At 43.4% G+C, this 22,214-nt stretch carries 20 protein-coding genes; 12 read left to right on the top strand and 8 right to left on the bottom strand.

Features of this window, described 5'->3' with window-relative positions:
- Positions 1-62: 62 nt before the first annotated feature.
- From BUA59_RS08290 to BUA59_RS08265, 6 genes are all read right to left on the bottom strand, one after another.
- Positions 63-1,133: an aromatic ring-hydroxylating oxygenase subunit alpha gene (locus BUA59_RS08290; protein WP_217653727.1), complete on the bottom strand. Its 1,071-nt coding sequence runs from the start codon at positions 1,131-1,133 to the stop codon at positions 63-65.
- Between the two features lie 45 nt (positions 1,134-1,178).
- Positions 1,179-2,123, bottom strand: a complete 945-nt coding sequence (locus BUA59_RS08285; RefSeq protein WP_072839242.1) for a PDR/VanB family oxidoreductase — start codon at positions 2,121-2,123, stop codon at positions 1,179-1,181.
- A 236-nt stretch (positions 2,124-2,359) separates the two neighbouring features.
- Positions 2,360-2,848: a MarR family winged helix-turn-helix transcriptional regulator gene (locus BUA59_RS08280; RefSeq protein ID WP_072839241.1), complete on the bottom strand. Its 489-nt coding sequence runs from the start codon at positions 2,846-2,848 to the stop codon at positions 2,360-2,362.
- A 287-nt stretch (positions 2,849-3,135) separates the two neighbouring features.
- Positions 3,136-3,537 carry a GFA family protein gene (locus tag BUA59_RS08275; protein ID WP_072839240.1) on the bottom strand — a complete coding sequence of 134 codons (402 nt, stop codon included), beginning with the start codon at positions 3,535-3,537 and terminating at the stop codon, positions 3,136-3,138.
- 41 nt (positions 3,538-3,578) lie between these two features.
- Entirely contained in the window at positions 3,579-4,403 is an 825-nt protein-coding gene (locus tag BUA59_RS08270) for a pyridoxamine 5'-phosphate oxidase family protein (protein ID WP_072839239.1), read from the bottom strand.
- A 102-nt stretch (positions 4,404-4,505) separates the two neighbouring features.
- On the bottom strand, positions 4,506-5,432 hold the full coding sequence (locus BUA59_RS08265; RefSeq protein WP_072839238.1) for a LysR family transcriptional regulator: 927 nt from the start codon (positions 5,430-5,432) through the stop codon (positions 4,506-4,508).
- Between the two features lie 127 nt (positions 5,433-5,559).
- Here BUA59_RS08265 and lysA point away from each other — a divergent pair, with 127 nt between their 5' ends.
- Together lysA and BUA59_RS08255 are read left to right on the top strand one after the other, a co-directional pair.
- Positions 5,560-6,807, top strand: a complete 1,248-nt coding sequence (lysA, locus tag BUA59_RS08260) for a diaminopimelate decarboxylase (RefSeq protein ID WP_084122277.1) — start codon at positions 5,560-5,562, stop codon at positions 6,805-6,807.
- 128 nt (positions 6,808-6,935) lie between these two features.
- The gene (locus tag BUA59_RS08255; RefSeq protein WP_072839237.1) at positions 6,936-7,646 is read left to right on the top strand and encodes a dienelactone hydrolase family protein; all 711 of its coding nucleotides are present in this window, start codon (positions 6,936-6,938) and stop codon (positions 7,644-7,646) included.
- A 56-nt stretch (positions 7,647-7,702) separates the two neighbouring features.
- Here BUA59_RS08255 and BUA59_RS08250 read toward each other — a convergent pair whose 3' ends face one another.
- Positions 7,703-8,806 (bottom strand): ABC transporter ATP-binding protein, encoded by a 1,104-nt coding sequence (locus tag BUA59_RS08250; protein ID WP_072839236.1) that lies wholly within the window; start codon positions 8,804-8,806, stop codon positions 7,703-7,705.
- Between the two features lie 16 nt (positions 8,807-8,822).
- Positions 8,823-9,605, bottom strand: coding sequence for an IclR family transcriptional regulator (locus BUA59_RS08245; RefSeq protein WP_072839235.1), 783 nt, complete (start codon positions 9,603-9,605; stop codon positions 8,823-8,825).
- Positions 9,606-9,808: 203 nt separating this feature from the next.
- Between BUA59_RS08245 and BUA59_RS08240 the strand changes: the two genes are divergently transcribed.
- The 10 genes from BUA59_RS08240 (at position 9,809) to BUA59_RS08195 (ending at position 22,091) form a co-directional block, all read left to right on the top strand.
- Positions 9,809-10,684 carry a carbohydrate ABC transporter permease gene (locus tag BUA59_RS08240; RefSeq protein ID WP_072839234.1) on the top strand — a complete coding sequence of 292 codons (876 nt, stop codon included), beginning with the start codon at positions 9,809-9,811 and terminating at the stop codon, positions 10,682-10,684.
- Positions 10,684-11,535, top strand: a complete 852-nt coding sequence (locus BUA59_RS08235) for a carbohydrate ABC transporter permease (RefSeq protein WP_072839233.1) — start codon at positions 10,684-10,686, stop codon at positions 11,533-11,535. Before BUA59_RS08240 ends, BUA59_RS08235 begins: the two co-directional genes overlap by 1 nt.
- 6 nt (positions 11,536-11,541) lie before the next feature.
- Positions 11,542-13,716 carry an alpha-galactosidase gene (locus BUA59_RS08230; RefSeq protein WP_084122275.1) on the top strand — a complete coding sequence of 725 codons (2,175 nt, stop codon included), beginning with the start codon at positions 11,542-11,544 and terminating at the stop codon, positions 13,714-13,716.
- The gene (locus BUA59_RS08225; protein WP_072839232.1) at positions 13,717-15,453 is read left to right on the top strand and encodes an IlvD/Edd family dehydratase; all 1,737 of its coding nucleotides are present in this window, start codon (positions 13,717-13,719) and stop codon (positions 15,451-15,453) included. It abuts the gene before it with no gap.
- Positions 15,453-16,226, top strand: coding sequence for an SDR family NAD(P)-dependent oxidoreductase (locus tag BUA59_RS08220; protein ID WP_072839231.1), 774 nt, complete (start codon positions 15,453-15,455; stop codon positions 16,224-16,226). Before BUA59_RS08225 ends, BUA59_RS08220 begins: the two co-directional genes overlap by 1 nt.
- Positions 16,226-17,230: a 2-dehydro-3-deoxygalactonokinase gene (locus BUA59_RS08215; RefSeq protein WP_072839230.1), complete on the top strand. Its 1,005-nt coding sequence runs from the start codon at positions 16,226-16,228 to the stop codon at positions 17,228-17,230. Before BUA59_RS08220 ends, BUA59_RS08215 begins: the two co-directional genes overlap by 1 nt.
- A 1-nt stretch (position 17,231) precedes the next feature.
- Positions 17,232-17,867, top strand: a complete 636-nt coding sequence (locus tag BUA59_RS08210) for a 2-dehydro-3-deoxy-6-phosphogalactonate aldolase (protein ID WP_072839229.1) — start codon at positions 17,232-17,234, stop codon at positions 17,865-17,867.
- 40 nt (positions 17,868-17,907) lie between these two features.
- The gene (locus BUA59_RS08205; protein ID WP_072839228.1) at positions 17,908-18,777 is read left to right on the top strand and encodes an SMP-30/gluconolactonase/LRE family protein; all 870 of its coding nucleotides are present in this window, start codon (positions 17,908-17,910) and stop codon (positions 18,775-18,777) included.
- Between the two features lies 1 nt (position 18,778).
- On the top strand, positions 18,779-20,749 hold the full coding sequence (locus BUA59_RS08200) for a beta-galactosidase (protein ID WP_072839227.1): 1,971 nt from the start codon (positions 18,779-18,781) through the stop codon (positions 20,747-20,749).
- Positions 20,750-20,864: 115 nt separating this feature from the next.
- Positions 20,865-22,091 carry an ABC transporter substrate-binding protein gene (locus BUA59_RS08195; RefSeq protein ID WP_072839226.1) on the top strand — a complete coding sequence of 409 codons (1,227 nt, stop codon included), beginning with the start codon at positions 20,865-20,867 and terminating at the stop codon, positions 22,089-22,091.
- Positions 22,092-22,214 lie beyond the last annotated feature (123 nt).

Below are 22,214 nucleotides of genomic sequence, written 5' to 3'. Positions count from 1 at the left end.
CTTTTTTAATGTGTTGGGCATTCATAGCAGTGCCACTATGAATTAGCTTAAAGCGAAATGGTTTAAGTCAGTTGTGATTCGATAATACGGCGAGCTCGATTCGGGGCAACGTCAACATGTATGTCTAACATCGTCCTATTTTTAAAGTTCTGCATATTTTTGTATTGCGCTTCAATGACCACTTTGTCTTCATCAAAAGTCAGTCTTGTTTGTTCAATGACTTTTTTCGCAGTCTCTTCTGGATCATGTTTTGGGTTGGTCGACATAGTCCATAGATAGTGACAAGTTGTCTCTGTTTCAGGCGTGATCCCATGGAAACCTTTCATGTGGAAGCCATCGCGGTTTGGGTTATCTAGAGAGTCTGAGCCCGCATCTACTGCCCCCGTCCAAATTTCTAAATGAGATATTTTGAAGAGAATTTCTTGCCAGCGATCGATTTTTCCTTTGAACGGATAGGCTGCGGTGTAAGTTGGAGGTGGAACTGAATCGGGCATATGACGGACAACACGAACCATTTTTTCGTCACTTTCAACTTTGGTTTCTGCAGTCATGTGCAATTTTGCATTACCGCCGATGGTATAGAGGTGAACATATCCCAGATGGCTAAGATCTAACAGGTTGTCGTGTATTAGCTGATAAGGTGCTTCGTAGTGATAGACATCGCCATCAAATAGATATTCTGGGTTGTTATGAACTGGATATTCTGGTGGTGTACAGGTTGGTTCTTGTGTGTTTTCATCCCCAAACCAGATCCAAATAAGATGGTTTTGTTCGCAAATCGAATAAGTCGATACTAAGGCTTTGCGTGGAACTTTGCCTTGGCCCGGAACCTCAATGCACTTACCGTCGCCATTAAATAGCAACCCGTGGTAGCCACAACGAATGCCGTTATTTTCAATCGTGCCAAGTGACAAAGGCAAAGCGCGGTGACAGCATCTATCCTCAAGCGCGGAGACCTCTCCATCTGAAGTACGGAAAAAAACAATTTGATGATTGAGGATTGTGCGAGCTAAGGGCTTATCTTTCAATTCAGAACTCAAAGCAGCCACGTACCACATATTGAGTGGAAATAAGGACTTTTTTTCGACGTCAGTATTGATTAGTTCAGCTGCGCTCATATGTTGAACACTCATAAAACTCTCCTTCTTATATTTGTTTTGACTTGCTTTGATATGGCACTAAAGATCGAGCACCAGAGTTTTGGTTAGTGACCTTGAACAACAAGGGGTAAATTTATCGTTCTTAGCGTGTTCTTCGCTGGATAAAAATTGATCCCTATGGTCCGGTGTGCCTGATATGACTCTTGTTAGGCAGGAGCCACATATGCCTTGTTCGCAGGACACATTAATTTCGATACCAGCGTCGTCTAACACTTCAAAAACTGAGCTATTCTCAGGAATGTGAAAGCGTGCGCCAGAACTCGCAATCTCAACTTCAAACGCTTGATTTGCTGCGTTTTCAGTTGGTACCGCAGTGAAATGTTCTTTATGTAATCTTGCTTCTAACCAACCTGTTTCTTTAGCAGCAGAAAAAACAAAATCCATAAAACCATTTGGTCCACATACATAGAGGTGAGTTTGGTTATTGGCATCGAGTAGCGCTTGGCGAAAAGATTTCGTTTCATCGCCATCGAAATAAAACGTGCTCTTATCTGCAAAGTCGCCTGAAATTATTTGTTGATAAAAAGCGGTTCTATCGCGGCTGCGAGTGAAATAATGTAAAGAAAAAGAACGATTTTGAAACTGTAAGTCTTCCGCCATGGATAGAATTGGAGTGATTCCAATTCCTCCTGCAACTAAAATATAAGATGGAGCGTCGTAATTTAGCTCGAAAAGGTTTCTAGGTTCCGAAATGCTAATCACATCTCCTTCCTTTATGTTTTCGTGTAAAGCTTTTGAGCCACCACGGGAGTTTGGATCTTTTAAAACCGCGATTTTATAGCTATTTGTTTTTTTTGAATCATTGTAGATGGAGTATTGTCGAGTGATGTCGCGACTAACTAGCACGTCTATATGAGCGCCAGGAGCGGCTTCAGGAAGTTTTTTATCGTCTACATTCGTAAGTTCAAAACTAACGATACCGTTAGCCTCAATATTTTTTTTCTTAATAAGAACGTCAATCATTTCAAGCTGCCTTAGTTATTTTTAGTTGGCTCTTGCTATGTTTATAACGGTAATATAGTTGTGATGTCAACCAAATAAAGTTGCTATAGCAACCTTTTTTGGCCGGGTTTTATCATGAAATAATGAGTGGATTGTTATAGATTTATTTTTTTAGACGGCAGACGTTATCTAAATCATTCATCTATAACGTCTTTAATAAGTTGAGTTTGGGTGAAGTGAGGGGAGTATTGAGGCGATTATTTTGGGATGTTAGGGCGGAAATTATTTACTGTATTAACGCTATCATTTAAGCGGTTTAGGAACTTTACTAAGGTATCAATCTCTTTTTTTGTAAAGCCTTGTAGTAAGAGTTTTTCACGAGCAATGGCAACTTCGAAAACTTTATCGTGCAGAGCTCTTCCTTTGCTGGTCATCCAGATGATAAGTCGACGAGCGTCTTCGGGGTCAAGGCTAGAGTAAACGTATTGTTCTTGTTCTAGAAGTTTTAGAGATCGACTTACGCCAGACTTGTCTAAACCAATAACTTGGCACATACGATTAGCTGATATGCCATTCTCAACAGCAAGTAATGCAAGTAATCTCCATTCTACAATGCCTATACCAAAAAATTCCCGATAAATAGAAGATGCACCGCTTGATAGTTTATTTGCCAAAAAAGTAACAAGGGCAGGAACATAGTATTCTAAATTAAGGGCGGGGGTATCTTCGTGCTGGTCGTTAGACATACCTATAAGTACTCATTAGATGGATGAAATCATAGTTCATGGTTGTGATGAATAAATAATATAAAATTATCAGTCAACTCAATGTATTAGCTTATGGTATTAACGATTTGCTGCTTTGACAATAGATCATGGTTTTTAACTCTCGATCTCGTGTCTTTACTGTTACTGCAAGAGCGACTGGTTTGTTAGTTAGTATTGTTTATCTCAAGAGAATCTTTAGCAATTTAATATGCAATAAGATTAGGGGATATTGCCCCTAATCTTTATTTATTTTTCTCTGCTAGAAGCTACACAACAGGGCGTTCTTCGTATTGCGGGATATCATCGCAGATTTCATGCCATTCGGCTTTTGAACCAACAAAGATATGTGAAGACGGTTTGCCTTCTATTTTTGTGTCGAGTGTGCCAATGCGAAGACGAAGTAGCTCTGGCATGTGTGGGCGTCGGCTATAAAGTGGTGATGCGCATTGTTTGCAAAAGACACGGAAAACACCAGGTGTAGATTCGTATTCAGCCAGTAGTTCTTTGCCTTTTAACAAGGCGAAGGCGGTTGTTGGAATAGCTGCATTGGTAGCAAAAGCAGAGCCGTTGGCTTTACGACATTTTTGACAATGACACTGCATGATGTCGCCCAATTCACCTTTTATTTCGTATTGCACGCCATTACATAAACAGCTTCCCGATAACATGTTTTTCTCCTTAATTGAGGTTGGCCTTACCAGTTTTTCAGTTAAACGCTTTGCTTTGGGCAGACGACTTTTGTGGCTTTTAGGTGATACATAGTTACTTCTGGGTGGCTAAAGAAACCCATTTCCCAAGGATTTTTCTGGATAAAGAGTTCTTGAATTTGTTGGAAAACTGGGTTGCTTTTGGGGATTTCATAAACATCACTTTTGATGATGCTGTAATTCCATTCGATAGCTTCTTCAAAAGTAAAGGTAGCACGACCATCGATAGCAAAGTAACACTGATTGTTGCGACTTAACAGCTTAGCCTTAAATGTGCTCGGGAAGGTAATAAAGAAAATATCATCGTCAACAGAGGATAAGAACGCCATAACAGTGGAATGTGGTTGCTGTTTGGCATAAGTCATCAAAACGCCAATTTTATTGTCGTTTTCACTGTCGTCAATCTCGGGCGCGACAGTAAGCGGGCTGTGTGGTAGATCGATAGCAGGGCGACTATCGCTTGGGTGTTCATAGTCATTCGCTTGGAAAGATTTAGCAATGCTAGCGCCATAGTAAACTTCGTACTCAAGGGCATTTACTTGTGCTTTTTTACCCGTTGTTGATGTAACTATGCCTTTGAATGACGAACGGTATACTTTTAAATCTGCGTCGTATTCCGATACGCCGGTACGATTGTCTAGATGTATGGTGACTTTTTGATTGGACTTGAGTTGATGACCATTGGGAAAGAAAAGCTCCAATGACGTGTCTGTCAGAATGTTTACACCGCAGATATAAACATCCATTTCGTTATCTTGGGAGCCGTAAGTGCCGGCTACGCCAAGTACTTGTTTACCAATGAGATCACTTAAAGCCAACTGCGTCATCGTGTTTTCCTTAATGCCTGCCAAAATGTGCTTGCTATTGATTAGTTACTTATGCAAAAAAGTGTATCAGAAAATACGTTCAGCGATCATAAATAAGCATGCCTAAATTGAATGAGCTGAGTACTGATTAATTTTAGTTTTTATTTCTTTCGATTCATCTTCCAGTGCTGCAATGAAGTCATCTAAAAACGGGTTAAAGGGGCGGTGTAAGGGCAAAAGTATATTGATGGTAAATGGGTAAGACACATTCAATGGACGAATTTGCAGACCATGATCAATAAAGTCCAATGCTGTTAGTGGATTGATGATGGCAATTCCCGCGCCTTTACTTACCAACTGACAGACAGACGCGGCAGCTGGTGTTTCTATCACGGTTTTACGATTGATTCCAAGCCGATATAGATCTTCATCCAATTTTATTCGATATGGATCGTTAGGCGATAAGTTAATAAAAGGCTGGCCTTCGAAATCACGGATATCAATGATGTCTTTTGCTAATAATGGATGATCATTTGGCAAAATACAGACTTCATCGATACTTAACAAAGGTTTAAGTATGGTGCCTGACGGTGAGTAGTTGTTTTCAGTCAACCCCAGGTCGTATTGTTGGTACGTTAAGCTTTGTTCTAAATATGGCGGCTCTTGCACAGAGATGGAGATACCGACATTTTGGTTTGTATCTAAAAACTTCAGACATGCGCCAGGTAACAGAGACTGTGAAAAAGCTGGCAATGTTAGTACTGAGAGCCTTCCTATCTGATCTGTGCGCAAATCTTCAACGGTTGACCAAATTCGTTCTAAGCCAATATACGAACGTTTTACTTCTTCAAAAAGCGTGTAAGCGGCGTTACTGGGTTTGAGTCGGCCGCGCACTCGTTCAAATAGGCTGAACCCTAATACCTGTTCAAGTCTTGCCAGTTCTCGGCTAATGGTCGGTTGTGAGGTATGCAACATATCGGCTGCGCTGGTTACGCTTTCTGCTGTCATCAAAGCATTGAATATTTCAATTTGTCGGAATGTTAGTTTCATAGGTCATATCAGAAATGAATAGAATTTGAATAAATAGATATTATTTGTATTTTTGGACGGGCGCTATGATTGATTCTATTAAATAACTTAAAAAATTGATTCGAGCGATCTATAGGAGCAAGGCTAAGTGACTATTTTTAATCCCAATACACTAGTAGAAATAACTCAGCAATTTGGTACACCTGCATGGGTGTACGATGCGGCAATCATTCGTCATCAGATCAGACAGTTAAGGGATTTTGATGTCATCCGTTTCGCGCAAAAAGCCTGCTCAAATACACATATTTTACGATTGATGCGAGAAGAAGGTGTAATGGTTGATGCTGTGTCTGCTGGAGAAATTGAAAGAAGTTTAGCGGCGGGCTACAGCAACAGCGACAATTCTGAAAGCATTGTTTTTACCGCAGATCTGATAGATCGCGAAACAATAGAATTGGTTATTCAACACGATATTCCTGTCAATATTGGCTCTATGGATATGTTGCATCGAATTGCAGAAGTCGCTCCTCATCATCCAGTTTGGATACGTGTGAATCCTGGGTTTGGCCATGGCCATAGTGAAAAAACCAATACTGGTGGACCAAATAGCAAACATGGTATTTCGCTAGAAGATTTGCCGCAGACCGTTGCTCTGATTCAACAATATGGTTTGGATTTAATTGGCATTCATATGCACATTGGTTCAGGTTCAGACTTTGTACATTTGTCTCAAGCCTGCCAAGCCATGGTCGAGGTGGTGAAGTTAGCCAATGTGGATATCCGAGCCATTTCTACTGGTGGTGGGCTTCCTGCGCCTTATACAGAAAATGACGTAGAATTAGATACCAATAGTTTTTTCCGATTGTGGGATGAGGCGCGTAAAGAGATAGAAAATCATTTAGGCCATGTTATTAAACTAGAAGTAGAACCGGGACGATTTTTAGTCGCAAACGCGGGCGTTTTGGTGGCGGAAATCCATTGTTTGAAATCAACGCAGCAGCACAATTTCATTCTAGTCGATGCTGGTTTTAATGACCTGTTAAGACCGAGTATGTATGGCAGCTATCACAAAATAGAAGTGATTCATCAAGCAACAAATCAGCGGCAAGCAAGCCCATTGTTTGATCCGCTTGAGTATGCGGTGGCTGGACCTTTGTGTGAGTCCGGTGATGTGTTTACACAAGATGCCAGTGGCGTGATTTGCCATCAAATACTGAATAATCCTAGGGTGGGCGATTTGCTGGTGTTTAATGATGTTGGTGCATATGGAGCTTCTATGTCTTCAAATTACAACAGTCGACCGCTGGCGCCTGAGTTTTTGATCGATGGAGGGCATCATCGCCTCATCAGAAAAAGACAAAACATAAGTGACTTGTTAGCGTTAGAAAGCGTGTAATTTGACTGAGATTCTTCAACGATAGAATGAGATTAAACAAGGAACTGAAGAGGAAGCAGATTGATTTCATTCTATTTTGCTGGTTACACTGAATAAACATTATTTATAAATTCTTTAAGGGGTTGCCAGTGAACCAGACATTTGAAGCGATATTTAAAGACAATGTTAAACGCATGCATTATCAAGTTGATGGACTGAGTTCAGATAAAAGCCATATTCAGGTGGTTATTTGGCCAACGTTTTCTGGATTGACAGATTTTGAAAAAGGTATTGCGGATCATATTGCGTCACTAGGGTTTTCAGCAACAGCGCTTGATTTGTATGGTATAGATCAGAATCCAGTAGAGATGGAGCAGAAGCGTGCCAAAATGGGGGCCTTGGTTGCAGAAGCCGACCCACTACACGAGTTACAAAATGAGCTAACACAATCAGCTTGTGATGCTATTCATGGTAAAACCATCGTCCATATTGGTTTTTGTCTAGGTGGTCGCTTGGCTTTGGAAGCAGGTCTGCATCTTGAAAACAGTGCTGGAGCGGTGAGTTTTCATGGGTTGATGAGCTTCTTCCGTGCTCAGTCGGAAGAAAAGGCCAATACGAAAACAAAAATTTTGGTTTTAAATGGTCACCAAGACCCGCTGGTTACAGAAGACGACGCTCAAGAAGCAAAACGTTATTGGACAAGTTTAGCGATGGATTTCCAGTTTGTTGACTTCAGTAATACCATGCACTCCTTTATGTTACCGAGTGCGAATAATCCAGAGCATGGTAGTCAATATAATCCATTAGTGGCAAAACGTGGCTATAGCTATTTAGAAAGCTTTTTAGAAGAATTTATTTAAGTCAAAAGACAACATAAAAAAGCCTCGCTTAAAAAATTAGGCGAGGCTTTTTCGTTTTAACGAGCTGGTACTGGACGATTCACTAAGGCTTCGCCATCACGGTTAAATAAGTAGCAATCTGCTTTTTTGATGCCTACTTTTACACTTTCACCATTGCGAGTTAGGTTAGAGCCGCTGACTTCAATGGTAAGTTTGCTGCCTTCAAATTGGCCATATAGATAGGTAAGGCCACCTAAGTGCTCAGCCACATCAATATCAAGGTCAATAGTCAGATCGGCGTCTTGGATATTTTCTTTGATATGTTCAGGACGGATGCCGAGTTTTACGGTTTCGTTGACAGAGATCTTGGTTCCATCTACTTCCATCTCGATACGCTGATTTGCGATATCAATTACAGCTACATCTTTATTGTCGATACTGACCACTTTGCCTTCGAGGAAGTTCATTCTTGGTGAGCCAATAAAGCCTGCGACAAATTCGTTGGCAGGGTTGTGATAAAGCTCAAGCGGGGAGCCGACTTGTTCCACATTACCAGCACGTAATACGACAATTTTATCAGCCAAAGTCATGGCTTCGACCTGATCATGTGTCACGTAGACCATAGTAGCTTTTAGTTTGTTATGCAGCTGCGCGATCTGAATGCGCATGTCGACACGAAGTTCGGCGTCCAGGTTGGAAAGTGGTTCATCAAACAGGAAGACTTCTGGTTGGCGAACAATCGCACGACCGATGGCAACGCGCTGACGTTGGCCACCCGACAGTTGTTTGGGTTTACGATCCAGCAGTTCATTAAGTTGTAGAATATTGGCAGCATTGCTGACTTGTGCTTTGATTTTCTCTGGCGCCACGCCATTCATACGTAAACCAAAACTCATGTTTTCTTCCACTGTCATGTGTGGGTACAAGGCATAGGATTGAAATACCATAGCAACACCACGGTCAGCTGGTGCCACGTTGTTCATATTCGTGCCATTGATCTCCAACTTGCCATCCGTAATGTCTTCAAGGCCTGCGATTAGGCGCAGTAGGGTGGATTTACCACAACCAGACGGGCCCACAAAGACCACAAATTCACCGTCTTTCAGATCTAAATTGACACCATGAATTGTCTCAATGTCATGAAACCGTTTGATGACGTTTGTTAGTTTTATCGTCGCCATAATGGACTTTCCTATGCTAATTAGAGGCCATAGCCCCCATTCGGGTGGATACTTTCTTACAAGCGTCTTTGACCAATGTTTGAAAGTGTTGGAAACGCGTATCGTCTACACGAAATTTTGGAGCGGTAATACTGAGCGCGGCAATGGGTTCATTTCTATGGTTTAAAATCACCGAAGCAGCGCATTGAATACCTTCTTCATGTTCTTCTAAATCCAAGGAAATTTTGCTTTCACGAATCTTGATAAGATCGTCTCTTAGCATCTCTTCGTTAATCAGCGTGGTGTCTGTGTGCTTGATAAAGTGCTGTTCTTTGATGGCTAGGGCTAATTGATCTTCATTGAGAAACGCCATCATGGCTTTGCCGACACCAGTACAATAAGCAGGGCCTTTTTTGCCGACTGCAGAAAATAAACGCAAACTTTTTTGGCTTTCTAATTTGTCGATGTAAATGACGTCGCCACGATCAAGAACAGCAAGGTGAATGGTTTCACCGGTTTCATCCCACAAATGTTTCATCTGATCAGCTGCTATATCACGCACATCAATTTTTGACCAAGCTTGGTGTGCTAATTCTAGTAATCCATAGCCAGGATGATAGAGCTGAGTCACTTCATCAAAGCGAACCAAGCTCTTTTCAGTTAATGACATCAAGGTGCGATGTGCTGTGGCTTTCGGTAAGTCCGTTTTATCTACTAATTCTGCAAAGCGTAATGGCACAGGCGTCATGCAAACTTCTTGCAATAGGCTAAGTGCTTTGTCTAACGATGAGCCTCCGCTCTTAGTTTCTTGCTCTGTCATGGTTAGGTTTCCTTAATTTCTATTTTTATAATTTTCTAAGGTCGATTTAGCCTCTAAAAAAAAGCCTTAAAAAATGTTCTAAATTGAGTATTGCAAAAAATGGAACTTTATTCCATTATTTTATTAGACGAGTTGTCGGAAGGTAAATTCAGATAACAAGTAGAGCAATTTATAAATTAATAAAAATAAGAGGTATGTGCACCATGCAGAAGTTGCATAGCAAGCAGCAGCAATGGATGCCGGTTTTGTTCTTAGCACCAGCAGTCATTTTGTTTGTGGTCTACGTTATCTTTCCTATTCTCCAGAGTATCTGGTTGAGCTTTTATGAATGGGATGGAATTGGTGAAAAAACCTTCGTAGGCTTTAGTAATTACATTGAACTTTTCGATGACTATCAGTTTTGGGTGGCGTTAAAAAATAACCTGTATTGGATGGTCTTCTTCATGTTAGCGCCGCCAATTGGGTTGGGTATTGCGTTATTTCTTAATCAAAAAATCATGGGCATACGTTTAGTTAAGTCTATGTTTTTCTTTCCTTTTGTTATTTCTCAAGTTGTCGTGGGTTTGGTTTTTTCTTGGTTCTATGATCCTTCTTTTGGACTTTTTAATAAGGCAATTGGCTTATTTGGAATGGAACCTGTGGCGATCTTGTCCGATGAAAATTGGGTGACGTTCGGCATCATAGTCGCGGGGCTGTGGCCGCAAATTGCTTACTGCATGATCTTGTACCTCACAGGCTTAAATAATCTCAACCCAGATCAAATCGAAGCTGCGCGTTTAGACGGCGCTCATGGCTGGAAAATGTTGCGTCACGTGATTTTACCTCAGCTACGTCCAGCCACTTTTATTGCTGTCGTGGTGACGGTGATTGGTGCGCTACGAAGTTTCGACCTTGTCGCAACCATGACCAGCGGTGGTCCATTTGGCTCATCCAGCGTCCTTGCTTATTTCATGTATGAGCAATCAATCTTTAACTATCGTGCTGGATACGGTGCTGCGATTGCGACTGTGTTGTTCTTGATTATGGATATTTATATCGCCTACTTTTTGTGGCGTATGCTGAAGAGTGAGAAAGCCTAATGTTTCCAACTCCTATAGAAAAAAGATCATTACCCTTTAACTTGAGCTACCGCGTTGCGGTTTGGATTGCTTTATTTCTTTGGTTGTTACCTTTGATTGCCGTCATGGTGACATCTGCTCGTTCAATGGCAGATATTAATGGCGGTAATTATTGGGGAATTCCGACTGAGTGGATGTTCTTTGAAAACTACACCATGGTGTTTACACAAACGCCAATGCTGCGCTATTTGCTTAACTCGCTAATTATCACTTTACCAGCAGTGTTTGGCGCCGTTGCCTTGTCGACACTGGCGGGTTATGCCCTAGCTAAATATAAGTTTCGCGGTAATGTGGCGCTTTTTGCCGCTTTCATTGCAGGCAATTTTGTACCCTTTCAAATCCTGATGATTCCAGTGCGTGATTTGACTATCAGTATGGGGCTGTATGACACGGCGTCTGGTTTGATTCTTTTCCATATCGCTTTTCAAACCGGTTTTTGTACCTTGTTTATGCGTAACTTCATTGTTGGTTTACCTGATGAATTGATTGAAGCAGCACGTGTGGAAGGCGTGAGCGAATGGCAAATTTTTTGGCATGTGGTGTTGCCATTGGTTCGTCCTGCTTTGGCAGCCTTATCTGTATTGATTTTCACCTTTATTTGGAACGATTATTTCTGGGCGTTGGTATTGGTACAAAGTGATGAAGTACGTCCGATTACCGCCGGTATCAGTGCACTGAAAGGTCAGTGGATGGCATCTTGGCAGCTTATTGCAGCTGGCTCTATCGTAGCGGCTTTGCCACCAGTTATTTTGTTCTTTGCCATGCAACGTCACTTTATTGCAGGCTTAACCTTAGGCGCTACAAAAGGATAATTGATCATGTCTGAAGTGAAGAATGTGTCTTTTTATCGACAAGACTTGCTAACAAAGGACTTGCTAGGAAAAGAGCAGCAAGGCAAAACCTTGGTGATTGCTTGCCCAAAGCAAGGCGCACCTGAGTTGTTGTATTTTGGTGATGCTTTGCCCAAAACGACAGATTTAGCCAGTGTCTATTTGTCACAGCAGGCAGCCATACCGCAAGGCATGATGGACAAGCCAACGCCAATGTCGCTGATTCCTGAAGCCGGTCGCGGTTGGTTGCAAACGCCAGCGGTTGAAGCTATTGCAGAAGATCGCCCTGTCTGGGCTGCGTGTTGGTCTTTGGTTGCCGTGGATGAAAAGCAAAGCGGCTTTGTCATTCGTTTGGAGGACAAGGTTGCTCAATTGTCAGTAACGTTGGCAATTGGTTTGTTGCCTTCTGGTGTGTTGCGCCAACAGTTGACGCTGACCAACCAAGGTCAAGCTAATATTACAGTTCAACGCTTGGCTTGTACTTTACCAGTTGCCAGTCAATTTACTGAACGAATGGGATTCTATGGTCGCTGGTGTCAGGAATTTCAACAAGAGCGCTGTGATTGGCAAGCCACTTGGTTGCAAGAAAACCGTAATGGCCGAAACTCTCAGGCCAACTTTCCTGCGGTGATTGTCGGTGAACAAGGCTTTGGTGAACAACAAGGCGATCTTGTCGGTGCGCATTTGGCGTGGAGCGGTAATCACAGATTAAAAGCCGATTACACCGCGGAAGGTCATCGTTACTTGCAAGCTGAAGTCTTGTATTTACCGGGTGAAATCGTGCTTGCTGCTAATGAATCTATTTCGACACCAGAATTCTTAGCAGCACACAGTGCTTCTGGTTTGAACGCCATGAGCCAACAATTTCATCAAGAAGCACGTCATCGCCTGAAATTAACCAAACCTCGTCCTGTGCACCTTAATACGTGGGAAGCGTTTTATTTTGACCATGATATGGCCAAGCTGAAAGCGCTCGCGAAAGCGGCTGCCGATGTCGGTGTCGAGCGATATATCCTCGATGATGGTTGGTTCCGTGGTCGTCATCACGACAAAGCGGCATTGGGTGATTGGTTCGTTGATGAAACCAAATACCCAAATGGATTATTGCCATTGATTAGCTATGTGAGAAACGATCTTGGTATGGAATTTGGTCTGTGGTTTGAACCTGAAATGGTCAACCCAGATTCTGATTTGTTCCGTGCTCATCCTGATTGGGCATTGCAATTACCTCAGTACGAACCAGCGTTGGCGCGTAATCAATTGGTTTTAAATCTTGCCAAACCAGAAGCTTACCAATATATCCGTGAGCGTTTGTTTGCTTTGTTTACCGAGTATCCGATTGATTATGTGAAATGGGATATGAACCGAGACTACACTCAGCCAAGTGGCGATATCGCACCGCAAGCCCATGCTCAAGTTGAAGCTTTGTACCGTTTGTTGAGTGAGCTCAATCAAGCGTTTCCTGCAATGGAAATTGAAAGCTGTTCTTCTGGCGGTGCGCGAGTAGATTTTGGCATTTTGAATTTCACCAAACGCTTTTGGGCGTCTGATTGCAACGATGCTTTGGAGCGTCAAACTATTCAACGTGGCTTTAGCTATTTCTTACCGCCTGAAGTGATGGGCTCTCACATTGGTCCTGATAAGAGCCACACCACAAGCCGTATTCATGACGTAGCATTCCGAGCAGGCACAGCCATGTTGGGACATTTGGGCATTGAATGGAACTTGTTAGACGCCAATGCAGAGCAGAAAGTAACGATTGCCAATTGGCTCTCTCATTACAAACAGTACCGAAGCGTTTTGCATGAAGGCAATAACTGGCGTTTGCCAAGTGCCGATGGGCGAGCGCAAACCCAATGGGCTTTGAGCCAAGACAGAACGCAAGGTTTGGCTGTCTACAGTCAATTAACCATGCCAAAGCAAGCGCAAACTCTACCGGTCCGCCTACCTAACTTATTACCAGATCAGCTCTATCGAGTGAACGTTCTGGAGCATAGCCCATTGCCAGGTCATCTAATGAAAGCCTTGCCTGCGTGGTGGAAAAAAGATCTTATTTTAAACGGTGCGAGTTTGAGTCAAGTTGGGTTGAGATTGCCTATATTTGATCCTGAATCTCTAGTATTGCTAGCGATTCAAGCCGTACCTGTGATGGAGAAACATTGAATGAGCGACAATAATAACAAAGATAAAAAACCATTACGCAGTCAGCAGTGGTACGGCAAGTTGGATAAAGACGGCTTTATTCACCGTAGCTGGATGAAAAACCAAGGCTTGCCAGATCACAGTTTTGATGGTCGCCCAATCATTGGTATTTGTAACTCATGGAGTGAATTGACACCTTGTAATTCGCATCTGCGTGAGTTGGCAGAATACGTAAAACGTGGTGTTTGGGAAGCGGGCGGCGTACCACTGGAGTTTCCCGTAATGTCTCTTGGCGAAACCCAAATGAAGCCGACAGCGATGCTGTTCCGTAATTTGATGAGTATGGACGTTGAAGAATCCATGCGCGCCTACGGCATGGACGGTGTTGTGTTATTGGGCGGTTGTGACAAAACCACTCCTGCGCAACTAATGGGCGCGTGTTCGGTGGATTTACCGACCATTGTGGTGTCATCTGGCCCAATGCTAAACGGTAAATATCGCGGTAAAGACATAGGCTCTGGTACGGACGTATGGAAATTCAGTGAAGCGGTACGTGGCGGCAAAATGAGCCTTGATGCTTTCATGCGTGCTGAGTCGGGCATGTCTCGTTCTCGTGGAACTTGTATGACCATGGGAACGGCGTCGACCATGTCCTGTTTAATTGAAGCCTTGGGTATGTCGTTACCTGAGAACGGTACCTTGCCAGCGGTGGACGCGCGTCGTCAGGCACTGGCTCACATGACTGGCGCTCGCATTGTCGAGATGGTCAAAGAAGACTTAAAACCGTCTGATATTTTGACTAAGACGGCTTTTGAAAACGCCATTCGTGCTAATGCTGCGATTGGCGGATCAACCAATGCGGTGGTGCATTTGTTGGCGATTGCAGGTCGTGTCGGTGTGGATTTAACCCTAGAAGATTGGGATCGCATCGGTGCGGAAATTCCTTGTCTGGTAGATTTGATGCCTTCTGGCCGATTCCTGATGGAAGATTTCCATTACGCCGGCGGTTTCCCCGCGTTAATTCAGCGTTTGAGTCACCTGTTTGATATGAATGCCAACACGGTTTGTGGTGCTACTTTGGGCGAGATTACCGAAGGTGCAGAGTGTTTCAACGAAGAAGTTATACGTCCCATCGATAAACCTTTGCGTGCAAAAGCGGGCATAGCGGTGTTACGAGGTAACTTGTCGCCACTTGGCGCGATTATTAAACCCAGCGCAGCCACACCCGCTTTGTTGCAACACACGGGTAAAGCCGTGGTGTTTGAAAACATCGAAGACTACAAAGCTCGCATTGATACACCAGAGCTAGAAGTAGACAAAGATTCTATTCTGGTACTGAAAGGTTGCGGGCCAAAAGGTTATCCGGGTATGCCAGAAGTCGGCAACATGGCGTTGCCAAGTAAGTTGTTAGAACAAGGCATTACGGACATGGTTCGCATCAGTGATGCGCGTATGAGTGGCACTGCGTTTGGTACTGTGGTGCTGCACGTGGCGCCGGAATCTACCGTCGGCGGGCCGTTGGCCTTGGTGCAAAACGGTGATGAAATTACCCTTGATGTAGAAGGTCGTGGTTTGCATTTGCATATTTCTGATGAAGAAATGGCAGCTCGTAAAGCTGCATGGCAACCTGAAGAAAGTGATTATAATCGGGGTTATGCCAAGCTGTATATCGACCATGTAATGCAAGCCGATCAAGGTGCTGATTTGGATTTCCTTGTTGGCAAAAGTGGGTCGAAAGTGAGCAGGGAGTCTCATTAATGACAAATAATAAAAACAAAACTGTCTTTCCTAGTTTGGCTGGACGTCACGCTCTTGTTAGTGGTGGCGCGTCTGGTATTGGTGAAGCCTTGGTTCGAGCGTTAGCTCAGCAAGGCTGTTTGGTGAGCTTTTTCGATATTGATCAAGCAGCAGGCGATAGCCTAGCAAAAGAGCTAAACGATCAAGGCTTGAAAGCGCATTTTCATATGGTTGATTTGACTGAAATAGACACGCTTCAAAAAGTGATTACTGAGCGTATAGCTGATTGGGGGGCGATTCGCATTCTGGTAAACAACGCAGCCAACGATCATCGTCATACGCTACAAGACATGACATCAGACGCGTTTGATAAATGTATGTCAGTCAATTTAAAACATCATTTCTTTGCCGCTCAGGCTGTAGCTCCAGCCATGGCTGAAGCCGGTGGCGGTAGCATTATCAATATGAGTTCCAACTCTTGGATGTTGGGATTGGCCGGTTATCCGGGTTATGTGACGGCAAAAGCGGGTATTTCAGGTTTAACGAAAGGTTTGGCTCGCGAGCTTGGCGGTCAGAAAATTCGTGTCAATACAGTATTACCCGGCTGGGTAATGACGGAAAAACAAAAGCGTTTGTGGTTAACGCCAGAAGCCGAAGAAGAATTAATGACACAGCAAGCGCTTAAAGAAAAAATTAAGCCAGAAGATGTGGCGGATTTGGTGCTGTTTTTGGGTGCTGATGATAGCCGTATGATCTCTGGACAAAGTTTGGTTGTGGATGGAGGGCGTTTGTAATGACCCAATTTAATCCTGTTTCACAATCTGCTGGTGGCCAAGCGAGCTTTATTGCCGTTGACTGGGGAACCACCAATTTACGTGCCTTTTTGATGAATCAGGATGGTCATATTCAAGCCCAGCGCGACAGTGACCGAGGCATGTTAAAGCTCGGCTCTGCTGAATTTGAAAGTGTCTTATCTGATTTGTTGGGGGATTGGCTAACGCCTGATCTGCCTATTTACATGGCGGGTATGGTGGGTAGTCGAGGTGGTTGGCAAGAAGTGCCTTACCAACAATGTCCTATCAAGTTAGAAGATTTGTCCGAGCACCTTTTTTGGCTGACCACGTCGTTACCAAACAAGGTAGCGATCGTACCTGGCTTACGAGGTACGGGGGTGGCAGGTTTGCTTGATGTCATGCGTGGCGAAGAAACGCAATTACTGGGCGCGCTTGATTGGTTAGAAGAGCAAGGTCGTGCCGATGAGTCACCAATATTTTGCTTGCCGGGAACCCATTGTAAATGGGCGCAAATCACTGAAGGCAAGGTGACGCAGTTTTCTACTTCAATTACAGGTGAGCTTTTTGCGCGTTTGAATGATGAATCCAGCTTGGTAAAAGGCTTGCCTAAATCGAATCAGCTCAACGAAGACGCGTTCAAAAAAGGCGTGCAAGCCAGTCTACAAGCAGGCGGAATTTTACATCATTTATTCAGTGCTCGTAGTCGTTTTGTGTGTGGTGAATTAGCTGCCGACGAAGTGCGAGATTACTTGTCTGGTGTGGTGATTGGTCATGATGTGAATGACACGTTAGAAGCTTTAAAGGTGGTGTCGTTAGAAGTGCCAAAAAGTCCTGTACTGATTATAGGTAGCGAAGCGCTTAGCGAACGTTATGCTCTGGCTTTGTCTTCGCGAGATCTTACTTCTGAATTTTTAGCAGCTAACGAAGCCAGTATTCGTGGTTTAAAGCGCTTGGCGAATCGTCAGGCAGTGTCGGCAAATAACCCGACTACAGGAGCGTTATGATATGAAACATTCTTTTAATGCATTGATGCAAGAATTCCCAATGGTCGCCATTCTTCGTGGTATTAAACCCGACGAAGTGATTGAGCACGCTCAAGTTCTAATTGATGCTGGTTTTCGCTTACTCGAAGTGCCGCTTAATTCGCCCGATGCGTTTACCAGTATTCGCAGCTTGCAAGAGACTTTTGGAGAGCAAGTATTGATTGGCGCCGGCACGGTTTTGACCATGGCACAATTGACCGAATTAGTTGCCACTGGCGCAAAATTAATGGTTTGCCCACATACGGATGTCGAGCTGATTAAAGCTGCCAAAGTAGCTGGTTTATACGCTATGCCAGGTTTTTTTACCGCGAGTGAAGCGTTTGCAGCGTTACACGCTGGTGCAGATGCGGTGAAACTGTTTCCTGCTGAAGCTTTGCCTACGATCAATGTGGTTAAAGCCTTGGGCGCGGTGATTCCCGCCGAGACTTGGTTGTGCCCTGTTGGCGGAGTGAGTCCTTCGAATGTGGCTGATTATTTGAATGTTGGTGCTCGTGGCTTTGGTCTAGGTTCGGCTTTGTATAAAAAAGGCCAATCTGTAGAAATGACGAAAGCTAATGCTGAAGCCTTTATGGCTGCTTGGAAGGCCTATCAAAAATAGCTCTCTTTAAGTAGACAAGACAAGTTGGAGAATAAAAACAATGAAGCAAATTAGTACGCAACGTCACCAATTAGCCGAAGGGCCATTTTGGAGTCAACAAGAACAAGCTTTGTACTGGGTAGATATTCCAGCCTGCCAGGTATGGTGTTGGCATCAGGAATCGAATGAATACCAACATTGGACTTTGCCCAAAAAAGTATCAGCGGTGTTTACGACGCAAAGTGATCGTTTGTTGGTGGCGTTGGCGGATTCTGTTGCTTATTTAGATAAGACGACAGGTGAGTTAGAGCACCTATGTGATTTGGACACCGATATTCCTGGCAATCGTAGTAACGATGCTAAATGTGATCCAAACGGTGTGTTGTGGCTTGGCACTATGGATGATGCAGAAGAGAAAGCGTCGGGTCGGTTATGGAAGGTTACACCGGAAGGCAAAAAGACATTGATGCTGGAAGGGGTTGGTATTTCCAATACTTTGGCATGGGACGAGTCTCGTGGCCGCTTTTATTTTGGCGATTCCATGACACGAAAAGTGCATATTTTTCCGTACCCAGAATTTTATGACATCCGTAGCCAAAAACCATTTTTTGAGGTGAAAGAAGGCATCGGAGCTGATGGCTCTTGTATTGATTCGGAAGGCTGTATTTGGAACGCCAATTGGGATGGTGCTCGTGTTGTGCGATACAACCCAGAAGGCGAAGTGTTGCAGACGATTGAATTACCGTTTTCTAAGCCAACCAGCTGCGTGTTTGGTGGCCCTGATGGCAACACGCTATTTATTACATCCGCCAGCGTGGCGACCAGTGAAGACGACTTGGCTAAGCAGCCGCTTGCAGGTCACGTCGTTGCGATTGATTTAACAACAATAAATATTACTGGCGCGCCAAGCCAGCCATTTGCAGGAGCTTAAAATGAAATTAGGTGTGTGTTATTACCCAGAACATTGGCCAAAAAGTCGTTGGGTTGAAGATGCTCAACATATGCGACGCATTGGTATTCAGTATGTTCGAGTTGGCGAGTTTAGCTGGAGTACGATTGAGCCAACTCCGGGTGAATTGCATTGGGAGTGGCTGGATGAGTCGCTAGATATTTTGCATTCTGAGGGTTTAAAAGTCATTTTAGGTACGCCAACCGCGACACCACCAAAATGGTTGGTTGATCGTCATCCGTCTATGTTGGCAAAAGATGAAGCGGGGCGAGTACGAGGTTTTGGCTCTCGTCGTCATTATACTTTCGCGAGTTTGGAATATAGAGAAGAATGTCGTCGCATGGTGACCATGATGGCGGAACGCTATGGTCACCATCCAGCGGTGGCTTCCTGGCAGACAGACAATGAATATGGTTGTCATGATACGGTGTTAAGTTATGCCGAAGCTGATCTCGCTGCGTTTCGTCTTTGGTTGGCAGAAAAATACGGCACGGTAGAAGCGTTAAATAAAGCCTGGGGCAACGTGTTCTGGAGTATGGATTATCGCTCTTTCGATGAAATCGAATTGCCGAATTTAACGGTTACCGAAGCCAATCCTTCTCACCGTTTGGACTTTCAGCGTTGCTGTTCAGATCAGGTGGTTGCTTTCAACAAACTACAAGTGGACATTTTGCGTGAGCATTCTGCTGGCCGTGATTTAGTGCATAACTATATGGGGTTCTTTACGGCATTTGATCACCACAAAGTCGGTCAAGATCTTGATGTGGCGAGCTGGGACAGTTATCCATTGGGGTCTTTAGACAAAGAGCCTCTTTATACTGAAGATGAAAAACATACTTATTTGCGAGTCGGTCATCCGGATGCAGGCGCATTTCATCATGATTTGTATCGCGGCTGCGGTAATGGTCGTTTATGGATTATGGAGCAGCAACCAGGACCTGTGAATTGGGCGCCACACAATCCAACGCCTGCCGATGGTGCGGTACGTTTATGGACGTGGGAAGCTTTTTCCCATGGCGCTGAATTGGTGTCGTATTTCCGCTGGCGTCAGGCGCCATTTGGTCAAGAGCAAATGCATGCTGGCTTGTTACGTCCTGATGCGCAAGAAGCTGAAGCGGCAAAAGAAGCGACCTTAGTGGCGCAAGAAGTGAAAGTCTTGGCTGAATCAATTGGCCTTGATGCAGATGAGTTAATGTCCCTGCCAAGTGCTGGAAAAGTCGCATTGATGTTTGATTATGACGCTTGTTGGTCTTTAGATATTCAGCCTCAGTCGCGTGCTTATCGTTACTTTTTCTGGTGTTACCGCATGTATGAAGCCATGCGCGAACTTGGCTTATCTGTGGACATTGTTCCAAGTAATGCGCCATTAGATATGTATGAATTATTGGTTTTACCTGCTCAAGCGCATATTACCCCTGAGCTGCAGAATCGATTGAATTCCTATCAAGGTGTTTTGCTCGCAGGGCCAAGAACAGGTAGTAAAACAGAAACCTACCAAATACCTGAGAACCTTGCTCCGGGTCCGTTGGCTAGCTTATTACCATTAACAGTAGAGCGTGTAGATGCGTTGCCTGAGCATACTCAGCCAGCTGTTTCTGGCCGTTGGGGCGCAGGTAAATTAAAGCATTGGCATGAACAAATTAAGACGGAATTACCTTGTTTGTTAAAAGATGATGGTGGTAATCCAGTGTTAATGGGAGAAGGCCGTCACTATTATCTTGGCTCTTGTATTGATAATACTCTGTTAAAAGCCAGCTTAGCTAAGTTGTCTGAGGTGGCGGGATTATCGACTTACTATTTGCCAAAAGGCGTTCGAGTGAGAGAACGAGGCAATGTGATTTTTGCATTTAATTACAGCTCAAATACGGTTGTTTTTGTGCCTCAGAATGCAGAACTTGTCATTGGTTCTAAGTGTTTAGGTGCAGCTGATGTTGCCATTTGGAAAAAACAATAAACAGTAAAAGTAGCTATTTAAATGGAACTTTGTTTCGTTTATTGATTAATTTTTTTGTTTGGTCAATACTGAAACTTGGTTCCAATTAATAAAAACAAAAAGAGGGCTTATTTACATGAAAAAAATACAATCCTTATTAGTAGGGGCAATGGCATTAGGTGCAATCTCTATCGCTAATGCTGGTACCTTGGTGATTAATTCTGATCAGGCAGATCCAGCACCAAAGAAAGCGTTCACTGAAATGGTGCAGAAGTTCGAAAGTGAAAACCCTGACATTACAGTAAAATACAACCTTTACGACAAAGAAGGTTATAAAACGGCTATTCGGAATTGGCTTTCTACTACGCCACCAGACATTGTTTTCTGGTATTCAGGCAATCGTATGAAAAGCTTTGTTGACCGTGATTTGTTTGAAGATGTTAGTGATATTTGGCAAAAACTCGGTTTGAAAGAAATTATGCCTGCAGCGACAGCGGCTTCTACATTGAACAATAAGCAATGGGGCATTCCCTACAGTTATTATCAATGGGGTATTTATTACCGTAAAGATATCTTTGACAAGTTAGGTTTGTCTGAACCTAAAACGTGGGACGAATTTCTTGCCGTCAACGCGAAGCTAAAAGCCAATGATGTTACACCTATTACAATAGGCACCAAGTATTTATGGACTGCAGCGGGTTGGTTTGATTACTTGAATTTGCGTACCAATGGTTTGGATTTTCATATCGATTTGATGGATGGCAAAATTCCTTATACTGATCCTCGCGTTCGTAAAACCTTTGAACATTGGAAAGAGCTTATTGATAAAGGCTACTTCCTAGAAAACCATGCTTCTTATTCATGGCAAGAAGCACAGCCATTTATGTACAACGGCCAAGCAGCCATGTACTTGATTGGTAACTTTATTGTGCCAAACTTTCCTAAAGAACTTGACGGTAAGATGGGCTTCTTCCAATTCCCTATCATTGATCCAGCCATTCCTATTGCCGAAGATGCACCAATGGAAACAGTTCATATTCCAGCAAAAGCAAAAAACAAAGTTGATGCTCGGAAATTCTTGGAATTCATGGCTCGTGCTGATAATCAAACCATGCTAAATGATGTCTTGCTACAGATTCCACCTAATATTAAAGCGAAAGCACCGGATGACTTTTTCTTGAATAAAGGTGTAGCAATGTTGAACAATGCCGCTGGTACCGCTCAGTTTTATGATCGTGATACTGATCCAAGCATGGCTCAAGAAGGCATGAAGGGTTTCCAAGAGTTTATGGTAAAACCAGAGCGTCTTGATGCGATTTTGAAACGTTTAGAAGGTGTCAGAAAACGCGTTTTCAAAAAATAGATATAAGTCTACTTCTGCTTAATAGTCAGAAAGTCTTAGGTAATAAGTTGATTAAAACCAGTTCAACATCAGTTGAACTGGTTTTTTTTGATCTGTACATCAATTAGATGGGGTATTTATATC

This window comes from Marinomonas polaris DSM 16579 (genome assembly GCF_900129155.1).
Lineage (GTDB): Bacteria > Pseudomonadota > Gammaproteobacteria > Pseudomonadales > Marinomonadaceae > Marinomonas > Marinomonas polaris.
Note: the sequence above shows the minus strand (reverse complement) of the source record. Positions and strands in the feature narration are given on the sequence as shown.